The 15876-nt window shown below is 63.7% G+C and carries 12 protein-coding genes; 4 read left to right on the top strand and 8 right to left on the bottom strand.

Annotation, left to right across the window (positions count from 1 at the left end):
• Positions 1 to 143: 143 nt before the first annotated feature.
• The 3 genes from GHK62_RS10720 to GHK62_RS10710 all read right to left on the bottom strand — a co-directional run bounded on the left by GHK62_RS10720 (position 144) and on the right by GHK62_RS10710 (position 5025).
• The gene (locus GHK62_RS10720) at positions 144 to 2534 is read right to left on the bottom strand and encodes a methyl-accepting chemotaxis protein (RefSeq protein WP_153438804.1); all 2391 of its coding nucleotides are present in this window, start codon (positions 2532 to 2534) and stop codon (positions 144 to 146) included.
• Positions 2535 to 2879: 345 nt separating this feature from the next.
• Positions 2880 to 3779: a ribokinase gene (locus GHK62_RS10715; RefSeq protein ID WP_153438803.1), complete on the bottom strand. Its 900-nt coding sequence runs from the start codon at positions 3777 to 3779 to the stop codon at positions 2880 to 2882.
• A gap of 52 nt (positions 3780 to 3831) precedes the next feature.
• Positions 3832 to 5025, bottom strand: coding sequence for a DNA recombination protein RmuC (locus tag GHK62_RS10710; protein ID WP_153438801.1), 1194 nt, complete (start codon positions 5023 to 5025; stop codon positions 3832 to 3834).
• Positions 5026 to 5175: 150 nt separating this feature from the next.
• On the opposite strand from GHK62_RS10710, the gene def reads away from it, so the two are divergent.
• From def to truA, 3 genes are all read left to right on the top strand, one after another.
• Positions 5176 to 5700, top strand: a complete 525-nt coding sequence (def, locus tag GHK62_RS10705; protein WP_153438942.1) for a peptide deformylase — start codon at positions 5176 to 5178, stop codon at positions 5698 to 5700.
• 66 nt (positions 5701 to 5766) lie between these two features.
• Complete coding sequence (fmt, locus tag GHK62_RS10700) at positions 5767 to 6702, top strand: methionyl-tRNA formyltransferase (protein ID WP_153438800.1); 936 nt, start codon at positions 5767 to 5769, stop codon at positions 6700 to 6702.
• A complete protein-coding gene (gene truA / locus GHK62_RS10695; protein WP_153438798.1) occupies positions 6702 to 7445 on the top strand; it encodes a tRNA pseudouridine(38-40) synthase TruA in 744 nt (247 codons plus the stop codon). The genes fmt and truA overlap by 1 nt, the downstream gene beginning before the upstream one ends.
• Positions 7446 to 7476: 31 nt before the next feature.
• Here truA and GHK62_RS10690 read toward each other — a convergent pair whose 3' ends face one another.
• The 5 genes from GHK62_RS10690 to GHK62_RS10670 all read right to left on the bottom strand — a co-directional run bounded on the left by GHK62_RS10690 (position 7477) and on the right by GHK62_RS10670 (position 14802).
• Positions 7477 to 8073 (bottom strand): hypothetical protein, encoded by a 597-nt coding sequence (locus GHK62_RS10690; RefSeq protein ID WP_153438940.1) that lies wholly within the window; start codon positions 8071 to 8073, stop codon positions 7477 to 7479.
• The gene (dapE, locus tag GHK62_RS10685) at positions 8060 to 9253 is read right to left on the bottom strand and encodes a succinyl-diaminopimelate desuccinylase (protein ID WP_153438796.1); all 1194 of its coding nucleotides are present in this window, start codon (positions 9251 to 9253) and stop codon (positions 8060 to 8062) included. Before dapE ends, GHK62_RS10690 begins: the two co-directional genes overlap by 14 nt.
• Positions 9254 to 9424: 171 nt before the next feature.
• Complete coding sequence (locus GHK62_RS10680) at positions 9425 to 12610, bottom strand: efflux RND transporter permease subunit (RefSeq protein ID WP_153438794.1); 3186 nt, start codon at positions 12608 to 12610, stop codon at positions 9425 to 9427.
• Positions 12611 to 12742: 132 nt separating this feature from the next.
• The gene (locus GHK62_RS10675) at positions 12743 to 13945 is read right to left on the bottom strand and encodes an efflux RND transporter periplasmic adaptor subunit (protein WP_153438792.1); all 1203 of its coding nucleotides are present in this window, start codon (positions 13943 to 13945) and stop codon (positions 12743 to 12745) included.
• A gap of 29 nt (positions 13946 to 13974) precedes the next feature.
• The gene (locus GHK62_RS10670) at positions 13975 to 14802 is read right to left on the bottom strand and encodes an alpha/beta hydrolase (protein WP_153438938.1); all 828 of its coding nucleotides are present in this window, start codon (positions 14800 to 14802) and stop codon (positions 13975 to 13977) included.
• Between the two features lie 139 nt (positions 14803 to 14941).
• Between GHK62_RS10670 and GHK62_RS10665 the strand changes: the two genes are divergently transcribed.
• Positions 14942 to 15853 (top strand): LysR family transcriptional regulator, encoded by a 912-nt coding sequence (locus GHK62_RS10665; protein ID WP_153438790.1) that lies wholly within the window; start codon positions 14942 to 14944, stop codon positions 15851 to 15853.
• Positions 15854 to 15876 lie beyond the last annotated feature (23 nt).

Below are 15876 nucleotides of genomic sequence, written 5' to 3'. Positions count from 1 at the left end.
AGTTCCGAAGCGCTCCCCCTTGTGGGGAGGGTTGGGGAGGGGCTCGTTCAGATCGGGCTTGTGCAACCGCTGACCGCTTCCGACCCCTCAAGCGAAAACGGCGCCCGATCGGGCGCCGTTTCGTTGTTGGTTACGTGGTCTGATCAGAACTCTTCCCAATTGTCCTGGGCGAGCGCATTGGCACCGGATGTCTGGGCAAGCACGCGCTGCGTCGATGCCGAATAGCCGCTGCTCCTTGCCGCTGCCTGCGGCGGCCGATTGTCCTTGGCGGCGGGCGCAGGTGAGGCGGGACGCTCGGCTGCGCGCATCCGCTCGGCTGCACCGTGCAACATTTCGGGCGAGGACTGGGCCGGCGCCTGCTGGGCGACCCGGAAACGGGAAACCAGCGTGCTCAGTGCGCCGGCTTCGTCGTTCAGCGCCATGCTGGCGGCCGTCGTTTCTTCGACCATCGCCGCGTTCTGCTGCGTCACCTGGTCCATCTGGTTGACGGCGGAGTTGATCTCCTTCAGGCCGACCGCCTGTTCCGAGGCGGAACTGGAGATCTGGCGGATCAGACTGTTGATCTGCACCACCTGCTCGGCGATCTTTTCGAGCGCACTGCCCGCCCTGCCCACGAGGTCCACGCCCTCGCGGACCTGGCCTGCGGAGGTATTGATCAGCGTCTTGATCTCCTTCGCAGCATTTGCCGAGCGCTGTGCAAGCTCGCGTACTTCCTGGGCGACGACCGCGAAGCCCTTGCCGGCGTCACCGGCGCGGGCAGCCTCGACGCCCGCGTTGAGCGCCAAGAGGTTCGTCTGGAAGGCGATCTCGTCGATGACGCCGATGATCCGGCTGACCTCGTGCGAGGATTGCTCGATGCCCTGCATGGCTGCGATGGCCTTCTGCACGACCTCGCCGGACTGTTCGGCGTCGCTGCTCGCCACCTCGACCGATTTTGCCGCAACCTTGGCATTCTCGGCGCTGGCGTTCACCTGCGAAGTAAGCTGGTCGAGCGCGGCTGCGGTTTCTTCAAGGCTCGCGGCCTGCTGTTCCGTCCGGTGCGACAGGTCGTTGGCGGCATTGCTGATTTCGGATGTGCCGCTGCCGATATTGACGACCGAGTGATTGACGGTCCGGATGGTCTCCTCGAGGCTCTCCATCGTCGCGTTGAAGTCACGCTTCAGCTGCGCGTATTCACCCGGGAATTCGTCGGTGATGCGGAAGGCGAGGTCACCGGCCGACAAATGTGACAGGCCCTTGCCAAGGCGGGCGACGATGTCGCGTTGTAGGGCGCTGCTTTCGGCGCGCTCTGTTTCCGATTGATTGCGCTGCATCTCTGCCTGCTCCCGCTGATGGCGGGCTTCGCCTTCGAGGCGTTTGGTGTCGGCGAGCTGATGGCGGAAGCCTTCCAGCGCCTTGGCAACGGAACCGGTTTCGTCCGAGCGATCCTGGCCGGCGATCGGCTGAGTGTAGTCACCGTTGCTGAGCGTCTGGACGTCGCTGACAAGGCCGGCCAGCGGTTTCTGCACGAAGCCGCGGACTGCGTAGTAAAGACCGGCAAGCACGGCACCGAGGACGACAAGGCCGCCGACGATCATCATATAGGTCTGGTCGCGGACCGGCGCGTTGATTACCGCACGCGGCACGTCGACGAGCACGACCCAGTTGGCGTTTACGTTCGGCAGCTTGAAGGGATAGACAACGCGATTGAAGGGCTCGTTTCCGTCATAGGTGAGATTCTTGATCACGCCGGACGTCGCCGACGACAGGGCGTTCTTGACGATATCGGCGCCTTCGCCGTCATAATCTTTCATCAACAGATCCGGGATCGGCGACACGAGCCATTTGCCACTCTGCGACAGCAGGTAGACCCGACCCGAGCCGAAAGGCTTGACCTTTGCGAGATCGTCGGCGAGCGAGGCGAGCGAGATGTCGACGCCGGAGACGCCGATCATCTTGCCATTGGACATCACCGGATAGGCGATCGAGCTCATCGTCGTGGGGACGTCGGTCCCTTCGGCGAGGTAGGGCTGGGTGATTGCCCCCTTGCCGCTCTTGGCCGCGAGGGCATACCATTCGGCGGCATAATCGGCCTTGAAGGTCGAGAGCTGTGCCTTGCCGTTACGGTCCTTGGACCAATAGGGCGTGAATGCGCCCTCTGCGTTACCGCCAAGCTCCGTGTTGTTGGCAACGTCCTTCCCATCGAAGGCCTTCGGCTCCTCGGCGAACCAGCTTCCGAAGGCGAACTGGTGCTGCTCCAGGTTCGCCTTCAGGAGATTGATGGCGCCGGCGCGATCGATGGACTCTCCGGCGTGGCCGCGCCCGAGAACGCCCGACATCGTACGCGCGGCGGCCGCGAGTTCACCGACGCTGCCCGCGATCTCGGATGCGATGGCGTGCGCTTCGCTGTCCGCGTCGTCGAGGACCAGCGTCTCGACGCGGTTCTGTGTCTGGGAGATGAGAACGAAATTCGAGGCGAGCAGCACGAGTGCGATCGTGCCGCCTGTCACAGCGATCAGTTTGGTCGCCAGTGATTTGGCTTGGAACTTGAACATGAAATCCTCACATACTGAGAGGTCCGCGGGCTTGCCGCCCACGGCGTGACGCATTCCGAATTGTGGGGTGAAACTCCATCATGGAGCGCCAGATGCCAACCGGCACGGAGGAGGCAGCCAAACCGCTACAGCGTCCTTTGCGCGTCTCAACAGACGCGCGGCGCTGTAGGTACGGTCGACCTTCTCATGTGTCTGAATAGAGGATCAAATCTTAAGATCCAGCCAACGCCGCGGCCAAATCATGGTCGCGACACGCAAGTTTTGTGCGCCGGGTTTAACCGGCGCGACATAAACTGTCGGGTTTGCGAAAAAGCGCAGACAGGAGGCAAATCGCGGCGTTGTCCGTCACAGATAGGCCGCGACCTCGGACACCTGCGGTATGGCCGGTTGTGCACCGGGCTTGAGGCATGCAAGCGATCCGGCAACCGCCGCTTGCCGCAGGGCGTCGGGGAAGGCGAGGCCGGCGTCGAGGCCTGCGGCGAGGTAGCCGCAGAAGGTGTCGCCGGCGCCGACCGTGTCGACGGGTTCGATGGTCAGACCCTTGGCACAATGAACGGCACCGTCGTGGATTGCGATCACGCCCTCGGCCCCAAGCGTCACGATCACGGTCCGCCCGGTCTCGTCATGGAGCCGTTTCATCGCCGCCTCGCGCTCGGCGCTGTCGATGCCAGTCTTGCCGGCCAGCAGTTCGAATTCGGTTTCGTTGGCGATCACGATATCAGCCATCCGGCCGAGACGGGCCGCGTCGAGCGTCAGCGGAGCGATGTTGACGATCGTGCGGATACCGCGGCGTTTGGCTTCCAAAAGCGCCGTCTCGACCGAGGCGGCGGGAATTTCGAGCTGCAGCATCAGCGTATCGCCGGGCGACATCTGATCGAGCGCCGCCGTTGCGTCGCTCTCGTTCACCGTCGCATTGGCGCTCGCGACGACAACGATGACGTTCTCGCCATCGCCGCCGACGATGATATGCGCCGTACCGGTCGGAGCATCGACCGTCTTGATGAGGCTGAGGTCGGCGCCGGCCGCTTTCAAGAGCGCCAGCGCGCCTTCGGCGAAACTGTCCCAGCCGACGGCGCCGGCCATGCGCACCGACGCACCGGCGCGGCGGGCGGCCAGCGCCTGGTTTGCACCCTTGCCACCGGCGGCGGTCGAGAAGCCGGTCCCGGCAACGGTTTCGCCGGGCTTCGGCAGGCGTGCGGTCGTGGCGATCAGGTCCATGTTGATGGACCCAAGGACAGTGATCATGTGGAGATGCCCTCGTCCGATTATTGATTTTCGCGAAGAGTGCCCGACCGCGTCAGTCCTCGTCAACCACCCGCAGCTTGAGTTGCCCCATCCGGTTGTCGAGCGGCCGTCCGCCCTGCTCGCCCTCTCCGGGCGCGGCTTCGGCCGCGAGTTCCAGCGCCTCGATCTTGGCGCCGCGCCTCGTCAGCTTGTCCGACGAGATGAGAATGTCCTCGACGTCCTTCTGAGTCATGGCGAAATGGCTCTGGAGCTTGCGCACACGCTCGTCGAGCCGTGAGAGGTCGTCCATCAGGCGGGCGACTTCGCCCTGGATCAGGTGCGCCTGCTCGCGCATGCGGGCATCCTTCAGGATCGCCTGGATCACCTGGATCGACAAAAGCAGCAGAGACGGCGAGACGATGACGATGCGCTGGCGATGCGCCTTCTGCACGATCGCCTCGAAGTGCTCGTGGATCTCTGCGAAGATCGACTCGGAAGGGACAAACAGGAAGGCCGTCTCCTGCGTCTCTCCCGGCAAAAGATATTTGCCGGCGATATCGCGGATATGGACCTCCATGTCGCGGCGAAAGGCCTGCGCCGCCTGCTGCCGCCGTTCGGCCGTAGCGGCATCGCGCATTGCGTTCCATCCTTCGAGCGGAAACTTCGCGTCGATGACAAGTGGCGGCTGGCCGTTCGGCATGCGGATCGTGCAATCCGGGCGCGCGCCGTTCGAAAGCGTTGCCTGGAAGGCGAAGGCGCCCATCGGCAATCCATCGGCAACGATTGCTTCCATGCGCGACTGGCCGAAGGCCCCGCGCGTCTGCTTGTTTGCCAGAATGTTCTGCAGACCGGCCATGTCTTTGGCGAGCGACTGAATGTTGTTCTGGGCGTTATCGATCACGGCAAGCCGTTCCTGCAGGCGCCGAAGGTTCTCGTGGGTCGCCTTCGTCTGCTCGCTGATCGAGGCGCCGATCCGGTGCGTCATGCCGTCGATGCGCTGGCTGATGGACTGGTTGAGCTCCGCCTGGCGGGTACCGAAAACATCCGCCATCGCGGCGATGCGGCCCTGCAATTCCGTCTGCGCGGCAAGAAGCGTCGCCATCTGCTCGTCTCGCTCGCCGGCGCGGGCAGAACTCGCACGGCGCGCAAACAGGAGGGAGGCGAGCGCCATGAGAAGCGCGGCGGCCGTGACGAGATGACCGGCCGTGACGGGCAGGGCTCCAAGCAGGAACAAAGGTTGGTCGAAGGAAAAGGCGATGGGCTCCATGGCGGCAGCCTAACAGATTCGCGCCTGAAGACCAGATCAAAACAAGAACAAACATACTTCGAGCGTTGTAGATGGCAAGTGCTGCGTGTGTATGCTTGACTGGAGGCAATGTTCTTGCGCGCAAGCGGAAAGATCGGCTATGGGATCAGCATGACGATCAAGCCGCTAATCATCCTTCCCGATCCGGTTCTGCGCCAGGTGTCCAAGCCGGTGGAGACCATTGACGACGATATCCGCCGCCTCGCCGACGACATGCTGGAAACCATGTACGACGCGCCGGGCATCGGCCTTGCGGCAATCCAGATCGGTGTGCCGAAGCGCCTCCTGGTTCTCGATGTGTCGAAGGAGGACGAGGAGAAGACGCCGCTCGTCTTCATCAACCCGAAAATCGTCAGATCCTCGGATGAGCGCTCGGTTTACGAGGAAGGCTGCCTGTCGATCCCGGACTACTACGCGGAAGTGGAGCGCCCGGCGGCCGTCACCGTCGAATATCTCGACCGCCACGGCAAGGAGCAGACGCTCGAGGCGGATGGCCTGCTTGCCACCTGCCTGCAGCACGAGATCGATCATCTGAACGGCGTGCTGTTCATCGACCATATTTCCAAGCTCAAGCGGGATATGGTGATCCGCAAGTTCACCAAGGCGGCCAAGACCCGCGGCGCCAAGGCGATCTGACAAACGCCCGCTTCGGTGCCGGAAGTCGCGGACACAGCTTGGTTTCAAGAGACGGAGTTTGCCGCCTTGCCGCTTCGCATCATTTTCATGGGAACGCCGGAATTCTCCGTACCGACGCTTGTCGCCCTCGCCGAGGCGGGCCATGAGATCACTGCCGTCTATACACAGCCGCCGCGTCCCGGCGGGCGGCGCGGTCTCGACCTGCAAAAATCGCCGGTCCACCAAGCCGCCGAACTTCTCGGCATCCCCGTTCTGACCCCGCCGAACTTCAAGGACGCCGGCGATCGCGAGACCTTCACCAAGTTCAATGCTGACGTCGCCGTTGTCGTCGCCTATGGCCTGCTCCTGCCCGAGGCGATTCTCCAGGGAACGAGGCACGGCTGCTACAACGGACACGCCTCGCTCCTGCCGCGCTGGCGTGGGGCGGCGCCGATCCAGCGCGCAATCATCGCCGGCGACCACGAGACCGGCATGATGGTGATGAAGATGGACAAGGGGCTCGACACCGGTCCGGTCGCACTCAGCAAGGCCGTTGCGATCGGAGAGACGATGACGGCTGGCGAGCTGCACAACAAGCTGATGCAGGTCGGGGCGGCCTTGATGAAGGAGGCGATGGCGAAGCTCGAAGCGGGCGATCTGCCGCTGACGCCGCAGCCGGAAGAAGGCGCGGTCTACGCTGCCAAGATCAGCAAGGGGGAGACCCACATCGATTTCACCAAGCCGGCCTCCGAGGTTCACAACCACATTCGCGGTCTTTCGCCTTTTCCGGGAGCCTGGTTCGAGCTGACGATCGCCGGGAAACCGGAACGGATCAAGGTGCTGAATTCTGAGAAGGTCGGCGGAGCCGGCGAAGCCGGCACCGTTCTCGATGACACATTGACCATTGCCTGCGGCCAGAGTGCGGTGCGGCCGACTCGACTGCAGAAGGCCGGCGGCAAGCCGCTCGCCGTCGCCGAGTTCCTGCGGGGGACGCCCGTCGCCCGCGGCACGAGGATCGCCTGATGTCGCGCTATCGCCTCACCGTCGAATACGACGGCTCAGACTATGTCGGCTGGCAGCGTCAGGAAAACGGTCCGTCTGTCCAGGGCGCGATCGAGAAAGCGATCCTGTCGCTGACCGGAGAGACAGTGTCCGTCCGTGGGGCGGGACGCACCGATTCCGGCGTCCATGCCATGGGCCAGGTGGCGCATGCGGACCTCACGCGCGAATGGAAGACGCACACGTTGCGCAACGCGCTCAATGCCCACCTGACGCTTGCCGGCGAACGTGTCTCGATTCTCGACGCACTTGAAGCGCCACCGGATTTCGACGCGCGTTTCTCGGCGGTTCGGCGCCACTATCTCTATCGAATCATCTCCCGCCGCTCGCCGCTGGCGCTCGAAGCAAGGCGCGCCTGGTGGGTGCCGAAAACGCTCGACCACGAGGCGATGCATGTGGCCGCACAACGACTGGTCGGCCACCACGATTTCACGACCTTCCGCTCCGCCCACTGCCAGGCGACGAGCCCGCTGCGCACGCTTGATCGGCTCGACGTGACGCGAGCGGGAGATCTCATCGAGATCCGCGCGACGGCCCAGAGTTTTCTGCACAACCAGATTCGCTCCTTCGCCGGTTCGCTGAAGCTGGTGGGCGAGGGCAAGTGGACGCCGGACGATTTGCAGGCGGCGCTCGAAGCGCGTGATCGAAAGGCCTGCGGGCCGGTCGCGCCGCCGGACGGCCTCTACTTCATGCAGGTGGATTATTGATCTTCTCCGGGCGTAGCGCGGTGCGTCAGCGCTAGCTTGGAACAAGACCAAAGAAACGTTGAAGAAATTCGCCGATCATCATCGACGGCAGCAGGAATAGTGCGGTCAACGCGGCCGCCAGCAAGGTCTGGTTGCCGGTAACCGTGCGCAGAAGCCGGAAGAGCAAGCCGACGCTGACGACCACCAGCAAGAGCCAGATCAGGCTGGTCAGACCCTGACTGCCCGGGACCAGCAGACGAATTGCTGCAGGCAGTGCCATGGCGTAGGAGAGCGGCACCGAGAGCCAATTGGTCGTAACGATCACCGGCACCACAAAAATCTGAAAACCCAGTGGCCGGGACAGGATGACGACCAGGATGATTGGCAGCAGCCAGCTGGCGAGGTCGACGACAAGCAGCTTCAGGATGAAGCCGAAGCCGATCGTTGTGCCGGTCGGCATGGCCGAAAGATAATAGAGTCGCCAGGATGCCCAGGTCACGGCGATCGCGGGCAGAGACCAGAGTATTGCCGCGAACGAGCGCCATAGGCCGCTTTCGCTGATGTCCAGCCAGCGAAAGCCCTCGCGGTTGCCCTGGATCAGCAGCCATAACCCCTTGACATAGGTGAGGACCTCCTCAAGCAGCGGCATGACCGAACCAGCGGGCAATGAAGGTCTCGTAGATCCCGGTCAAGGTCTCGAGATCGGCGACGGCAACGCGCTCGTCGACCATATGCATCGTCTGCCCGACGAGGCCGAATTCGACGACGGGGCAGTAATCCTTGATGAAGCGCGCATCCGATGTGCCGCCCGTGGTCGAGAGCTTCGGCTGGCGCCCCACGACGGCCTCGACCGCGCCGGAAAGCGAATCGATGAGGGCGTTGTTGCGCGTGAGGAAGACGTGGCTCGGACGCTCGTTCCAGACGATGTCGTAGCGGACCGGTGTGCGGCCGGGCCTGAGCTTGTCTTTCGCTGCGGCACGATCGAGCCGCGCGATGATCTCCGCCATCAGGCTTTCGGCGGTCCAGATGTCGTTGAAGCGGATGTTGAAGCTGGCGCTCGCCTTCGCCGGAATGACGTTGACGGCCGGATTGCCGACATCGATGGTCGTGACCTCGAGGTTCGATGGCTGGAAATTCTCGGTACCGCTATCGAAGGGCGGGTCCATCAGGGCCTCGGTGAGCTGCAGTATGCCGCGCACGGGATTGTCGGCGAGATGCGGATAGGCCGCATGTCCCTGGACACCGTGAACGGTGATCCGACCGGAGAGCGAGCCGCGCCGGCCGATCTTGATCATGTCGCCAAGCGCATCGGGATTGGTGGGCTCGCCGACAAGACAGGCGTCCCAGCGTTCGCCCTTCGCCGCCGCCCACTCAAGAAGCTTCACTGTGCCATTGATGGCCGGGCCTTCCTCGTCGCCGGTGATCAGAAACGAGAGCGAACCCTTCGGCGCTCCATGTTTTTCGATGTGGCGCGCGACCGCAGCCACGAAACAGGCGATGCCGCCCTTCATGTCGACGGCGCCGCGGCCATACATCTCCCCGTCGGCGATCGCCGCGGAGAAGGGCGGGTGGGTCCAGGCGGCCTCATCCCCGACCGGCACAACGTCGGTATGCCCGGCAAACATCAAGTGTGGTCCATCGCTTCCAAGGCGGGCGTAGAGATTTTCGATGTCCGGGGTCCCGGTGTCCTTCGCCACCACGCGGTCGACGGTGAAGCCGAGCGGCTTCAGCATCTGTTCGAGAGCGGCGAGAGCGCCGCCTTCGGCGGGGGTGACGGAGGGGCAGCGGATAAGGGTGGCAAGATTGGTAATCGGATCGGTGGAGGTCATCTATCGGAATGCCATCTGCGGGGCACGCAGGCCTGTGAGGTCGGAGGTTGCTGGTTTATCCGATCGGGTGTCGGCTGTCACGCGTGATGGTCTCGACTCTCGGCAAAGGCACACGGGCCGGACGAATTGTCGTCCGGCCCGCAGGGAGCGCAGGGGGCAGGGGAGGGGGCCTCACTCGCCGGGGGCGAGGTGAGGCGCTTCGATGTGCGCTCCGGCGTGCTTCAACGGCCGCTCGCCAGCGAGCTTGCGGATCAGCACGTAGAAGACCGGCGTCATGAAGATGCCGAAGGCGGTAACGCCGATCATGCCGGCAAAAACCGCGACGCCCATGGCCGAGCGCATTTCCGCACCGGCACCGGTGGAGGTGACGAGCGGTACGACGCCCATGATGAAGGCCATCGAGGTCATGAGGATCGGCCTCAGACGCAGCCGGCTCGCCTCGATCGCGGCAGCGACCGCGCTGCTGCCGGAAAGTTCGAGCTCGCGGGCGAACTCGACGATCAGGATAGCGTTCTTGGCCGACAGCCCGACGAGCACGATCAAGCCGATCTGAGTGAAGACGTTGTTGTCCCCACCGGTCAGCCAGACGCCCGTGAGCGCCGCCATCAGGCCCATCGGCACGATGAGCACGATGGCGATCGGCAGCAACAGGCTTTCATATTGGGCCGCCAGCACGAGGTAGACGAGCAGCAGCGCCAAGGGGAACACCAGGATGCCCGAATTGCCCGCGAGGATCTGCTGGTAAGTCAGGTCCGTCCACTCGAAGGAGATGCCGGGCGGCAGTGTCTCCGCGGCGATCCTTTCGATCGCGGCCTGCGCCTGGCCGGACGAGTAGCCCGGTGCCGGACCGCCGTTGATATCGGCGGACAGGAAGCCGTTGTACCGTATCGCCCGTTCCGCGCCGACGGTCTGCTCGACCTTCAACAGCGCCGAAAGCGGGATCATTTCGCCCGACTGCGAGCGGACCTTCAGCCGGCCGATGTCGTCGGCATGGCTGCGGTAGCTCGCATCGGCCTGTATGCGCACGCTGTAGGTGCGGCCAAAGGCGTTGAAGTCGTTGACATAGAGCGAGCCCAGATAGATCTGCAGCGTTTCGAACACGTCGGTGACCGCCACGCCGAGCTGGCGCGCCTTGACGCGGTCGAGGTCGGCATAGAGCTGCGGCACATTGATCTGATAGCTCGAATAGAGCCCGGCGAGTTCTGGCGTTGCCATCGCTTTCGCGAGGAATGCCTTGGCCGCATCGTCAAGCGCCCGGTAGCCGAGGCCGTTCTTGTCTTCGATCTGCAGCTTGAAGCCGCCGGTCGTGCCGAGGCCTTGGACAGGCGGCGGCGGGAACATGGCGATGAACGCATCTTGGATCGCGCCGAACTCCTGGTTCAGTTGCATGGCGATCGCTCCGCCGGAGAGTTCCGGCGTCGTCCGCTCCTCGAACGGCTTCAGCGATACGAAGACGATGCCGGAGTTCGACGAGTTGGTGAAGCCGTTGATCGACAGGCCCGGGAAGGCGATGGCATGTTCGACGCCTGGATGCTTGAGCGCGATCTCGCTCATGCGCCGGATGACGTCTTCCGAGCGGTCGAGCGTCGCCGCGTCCGGCAATTGCGCAAAGCCGATCAGGTATTGCTTGTCCTGGGCCGGCACGAAACCACCGGGGACGGCCCGGAACAGGGTGAAGGTGACGCCGATAAGGACGACGTAGACTCCCATGATCAGCGACTTGCGCGAGAGAATCCCGCCGACGCCGCGGCCATAGGCCTCCGAGCTCTTTCCGAAGAAGCGGTTGAAGCCGCGGAAGAACCAGCCGAACAGCCTGTCCATCACGCGTGTCAAGAGGTCTTTCGGCGCATGGTGATCCTTCAGGAGAAGGGCGGCGAGCGCCGGAGAAAGCGTCAGTGAATTGAAGGCGGAGATCACCGTCGAGATCGCGATGGTCAGTGCGAACTGGCGGTAGAACTGTCCCGTCAGGCCGGTGATGAAGGCGAGCGGCACGAAGACCGCGACCAGCACCAGCGCGATTGCGATGATCGGGCCGGAAACCTCCGACATGGCGCGATAGGTCGCCTGCACCGGCGAAAGCCCCTGCGCGATGTTGCGCTCGACGTTCTCGACGACGACGATGGCGTCATCGACGACGATGCCGATCGCCAGCACCAGGCCGAAGAGGCTCAACGCATTGATCGAAAAGCCGAAGACATACATCACCGCGAAGGTGCCGACGATCGAGACCGGCACGGCAACGAGCGGGATGATCGACGCGCGCCAGGTTTGCAGGAAGATGATGACGACGAGCACAACCAGCGCGATCGCTTCGAGCAGCGTATGAACGACGGACTCGATCGAGGCTCTGACGAACTGCGTCGTGTCATAGACGATCTCGTAATCGACGCCCTCCGGCATGGTCTGCTTCAGCTCGGCCATCGCCTTGTGGACGTTCTCGGAGATCTGGATGGCGTTGGAGCCGGGTGCCTGGAAGACACCCATGCCGACGGCGGCCTTGTTGTCGAGGAGTGAGCGTAGCGAGTAGTCCGCCGCACCCATTTCGACACGCGCGACGTCGCCAAGACGGGTGATCTCGCCATCGGCGCCGGACTTGACGACGATGTCGGCAAAGTCTTCCGGGGTTCTGAGCCGCCCCTGTGCATTGACGGAGAGTTGCAGGTCGAGCCCTGCAACCGAGGGCGATGCGCCGATGACACCGGCGGCCGCCTGGACGTTCTGTCCGCGAATGGCATTGGCGATGTCGCTTGCCGCAAGCCCGCGCTCGGCAGCCTTTTCAGGGTCGATCCAGACGCGCATCGAGTAGTCGCCGCCGCCGAAGATCTGCACCTGGCCGACGCCCTCGACGCGGGCCAACCGGTCCTTGACGTTCAGGACGCCGTAATTGCGCAGGTAGTTGATGTCGTATTGGCCGTTCGGCGAAATCAGGTGTACGACGAGCGTCAGGTCGGGCGAGCTCTTGACCGTCGTGACGCCGAGGCGGCGCACCTCTTCCGGCAGGCGGGGTTCGGCCTGCGACACGCGGTTCTGCACGAGCTGCTGGGCCTGGTCCGGATCGGTGCCGAGTTCGAAGGTGACGGTCAGCGTCATCAGGCCGTCGGCCGTTGCCTGGCTCTGCATGTAGAGCATGCCTTCGACACCGTTGATCTGTTCTTCAAGCGGGGTCGCAACAGTCTCGGCGATCACCGACGGGTTGGCGCCGGGGTACTGTGCACGCACCACGATCTGCGGCGGCACGACTTCCGGATATTCCGAGATCGGCAGACCGGTCATGCCGATCAGGCCCGCGACGAATATGAGTACTGAAAGAACGCCCGCGAAGACCGGGCGGTCGACGAAAAAGCGTGAGAAATTCATAACGATCCCCCTTGGGACAAAAAGCCAGGCATCCGCGGCGAGGATGTTCGCCGCGAGCGCGGAAGCATGCAGTTAGGTGTTCGGTCGGCGCCGCCGCGTGTCCCCTCAAGGAGCGCGAGGCGGCGCGTTCGACTATCGCTTGGCGATCGAGGCCGTGGCCTCTTCGGCCGGCTGCGGGGCAACGAGTACGCCGGGCCGGACGCGCTGCAGCCCGTTGACGACAATGCTCTCGCCCGGCTTCAGCCCGGCTTCGACGATCCGCAGGCCATCGGCCGTCGGTCCGAGGGTCACCTGGCGGTATTCGACCTTGTTGTCGGCGCCGACGACCAGCACGAATTTCTTGTCCTGGTCCGAGCCAATGGCGCGGTCGCTGATCACCAGCTTCTCGGTTGGAGCCGGATCGCCGATCCGGATGCGGACGAACTGACCGGGGATCAGGCGGCCGTCGGCATTGTTGAGCGCCGCCCGTACGCGGATCGTGCCGGTGGTGGCGTCGACCTCGTTGTTGATGAGCTGGATATGGCCGGTGATCGGCGTCCCCTGGTCGGCGGCAGTGCCGATCTCGACCGGAATGCGCTCGATCGCGTTGCTGCCGGCGGAGGCGGAAAGCTTGGCCAAGGCTGCGGCGACCACCTCCTCGTTGACGTTGAAACTCGCATAGATCGGATCGACCGAGACGAGCGTCGTCAGCACTGGCGAGGTAGAGCCGGCGGCCACCAGGTTGCCGGCCGTCACTTCGAGCCTGCCGACACGGCCCGAGATCGGCGCACGGACCTCGGTATATTGAAGGTCCAGCCGCGCCGAACGCAGAGCCGCCTTCGCGGAGCGGACGTTCGCCTGCGCTTCGTCGTAGACGCTCAGGCGCTGATCGACTCCGCTTTGCGGGATCGCACTGGTGGTAACCAGCTTGCGGCCGCGTTCGAGTTCGGTTTTTGCCAACGCGACGCGCGCTTCGGCCGCCGCAACCTGCGCCTCTGCGCGCTCGACGGCGGCGGCGTAGGGTTCGGGATCGATGGTGACGAGGAGGTCACCCTTCTCCACCAGCGCGCCTTCACGGAAATGCGCTTGGAGAACGGCACCGCCGACGCGGGGACGCACCTCGACGCGCTCGATCGCCTCGAGTCGCCCGGAGAAATTCTCCCAGGTGGTAATCCGGCGCGATTCTGCCTTCGCAACCGAGACAGGCACGGCTGGCGGCGGCGCGGCCGCGTCGGTCGCGGCGTCAGCCGTGAACCGATAGGGCACGCCGAAGAAAACGGCGGTTCCCCCGGCAATGGACAATAGGATACTCAGGCCGGCGCCCCAAAGGACCCGGCGGGTAACGGTCGACGTCATATTTTCTCCTTGCCGGTTGGGAGCCCGGCCTAGTTCGTTTTCATCTGCGATTTTGGCCTCGCCCCCGCTTTCTGGAAGAAGCGGGAGAAAATGCCGGATATCGTCTGTTCTTGCGCAGGCCAGCTTTCCTGCGACGAGGTGTTGGCAGGCAGCCAGGCGGCGCCCCCCGGCAGGACGTGCATTTCTACCGGGACGCTGGCCTTGCGAAGCCGCTCTGCATAGGCTTCCGTTTCGTCGCGCATCGGACATTGCTCGCTGGTGATGACGAGGGCGGGAACCAGCCCGCCCAGTCGCGTGCAATGGCCGGGCGCCGCATAAGGATGCGTCAGTCCGCTACGTTCGCCGAGGTAGCGTTGCCAGCCATCAGCGATCGACTGCACCGAAGTCTGGGGACAGTACTTCCGGAACGAAGCGGTGGCCATGCAGGGATCGAGCAACGGCGACAGCAGGATCTGCCCCTTGAGATCCGGGAGGAACTGGTCGCGCGCCATCAGCGCCAGGCCGGCCGCGAGATTTCCGCCCGCTTCCTCGCCGGCAATGAACAGCATGGACTTCTTGTTCGCAAACTGCGGACAGCGGCTGCGCATCGACGACAGCATGGCGTACGAGGCCTCGAGCGCCGCCGGGAACGGGCTCAAGCATGCCGAAGGGTATTCCGGCGAAACGACCACAGCCCCGGCGGCGGCAAGCGCGCTCGCAACTTTCTCGCCGGCCGCGACCGATTCCCCGACGAAGGACCCGCCGTGAAAATGAAGCACGACCGGAGGCGGAACGAGCAAGGACGCGCCGCGGTAGACGCGCGCGCGGCACGCCCCGTGGGTCGTCTGCATCGTCTCTTCGGTAAAATGCGCGTTCATCTCTCTTGTCTCAACCATAGGGCAATCCCTAGATGAGGGACAGCCCGCGATGTTTGCAGCATAACATTGTCTTTCGTCTGGAATAGTCGGCGGGTTCTGACTACACTATTCGGTATTTCGAACAATTCGGTTATTGAAAATGGACCAGCTCACGGCCATGCGCGCTTTTCTTCGAGTGGTGGAGACCGGCAATTTTACCCGGGCATCCGTATCGCTCAATATGCCGAAGGCGACGGTGACTAACCTCATCCAGGGGTTGGAAGCGCACTTAAGCACCAAATTGCTCAACCGCACGACGCGGCGCGTCCTGGTGACACCGGATGGCGCACTCTATTACGAGCGCGCGGCACGCCTTGTTTCCGATCTCGACGAACTGGACGGCAGCCTGTCGAGCGCGCAGAGCCTCCCGAAGGGGCGGCTGCGGGTTGAAATGGCGAGTGCGATCGCCAATCTCGTCATCCTTCCCGCGCTCCCCGAGTTCCACAAGAAATACCCCGACATCCAGATCGACCTCGGGGTTTCGGATCGGACCATCGACTATGTCGCCGAAAACGTCGATTGTGCGATCCGCGTGGGCACGCTGACCGACCAGTCGCTGATCGCCCGGCGCATTACGGAAATGAGCTTCATCACCTGTGCGTCGCCAGCCTATCTCGATCGCCACTCAACGCCGCAGCATCCGGCCGACCTCGAGAGGAATTGCTATGTCGTCGGCTATTTCCGGCCGCAGACCGGGCAGCCGATGCCGATTCATTTCAAGCGAGGAAACGAGGAGATCGAAGTCAAAGGCCGTTACGCAGTCGCGGCAAACGAAGCGACGACCTATCTTGCCGCCGCGCGGGCCGGGCTCGGAGTCGTCCAGGCACCACGCTTCATGGTGCGCGACGATTTGCGGACCGGTGCGATGAGGCCGGTGCTCAATGATTGGCAGATCGAACCGGCGCCGATCTATCTCGTCTATCCACCCAACCGGCATTTGAGCAGTCGACTGCGGGTTTTCGCTGATTGGGCGGTGAAGGTGATCGCACAGTCGCAGATGGATGGCGAGTAGGCCAATCGAGCTTGACGTGGTAT

This window comes from Sinorhizobium terangae (genome assembly GCF_009601505.1).
In the GTDB taxonomy this organism is placed as follows: Bacteria; Pseudomonadota; Alphaproteobacteria; order Rhizobiales; family Rhizobiaceae; genus Sinorhizobium; species Sinorhizobium terangae.
Note: the sequence above shows the minus strand (reverse complement) of the source record. Positions and strands in the feature narration are given on the sequence as shown.

Excerpts from the sequence above, each read along its gene's own strand:
- GHK62_RS10720 (WP_153438804.1), bottom strand. The coding sequence starts at position 2,534 with ATGTTCAAGTTCCAAGCCAAATCACTGGCGACCAAACTGATCGCTGTG.
- GHK62_RS10715 (WP_153438803.1), bottom strand. The coding sequence starts at position 3,779 with ATGATCACTGTCCTTGGGTCCATCAACATGGACCTGATCGCCACGACC.
- GHK62_RS10710 (WP_153438801.1), bottom strand. The coding sequence starts at position 5,025 with ATGGAGCCCATCGCCTTTTCCTTCGACCAACCTTTGTTCCTGCTTGGA.
- def (WP_153438942.1), top strand. The coding sequence starts at position 5,176 with ATGACGATCAAGCCGCTAATCATCCTTCCCGATCCGGTTCTGCGCCAG.
- truA (WP_153438798.1), top strand. The coding sequence starts at position 6,702 with ATGTCGCGCTATCGCCTCACCGTCGAATACGACGGCTCAGACTATGTC.
- GHK62_RS10690 (WP_153438940.1), bottom strand. The coding sequence starts at position 8,073 with ATGCCGCTGCTTGAGGAGGTCCTCACCTATGTCAAGGGGTTATGGCTG.
- dapE (WP_153438796.1), bottom strand. The coding sequence starts at position 9,253 with ATGACCTCCACCGATCCGATTACCAATCTTGCCACCCTTATCCGCTGC.
- GHK62_RS10680 (WP_153438794.1), bottom strand. The coding sequence starts at position 12,610 with ATGAATTTCTCACGCTTTTTCGTCGACCGCCCGGTCTTCGCGGGCGTT.
- GHK62_RS10675 (WP_153438792.1), bottom strand. The coding sequence starts at position 13,945 with ATGACGTCGACCGTTACCCGCCGGGTCCTTTGGGGCGCCGGCCTGAGT.
- GHK62_RS10670 (WP_153438938.1), bottom strand. The coding sequence starts at position 14,802 with ATGAACGCGCATTTTACCGAAGAGACGATGCAGACGACCCACGGGGCG.
- GHK62_RS10665 (WP_153438790.1), top strand. The coding sequence starts at position 14,942 with ATGGACCAGCTCACGGCCATGCGCGCTTTTCTTCGAGTGGTGGAGACC.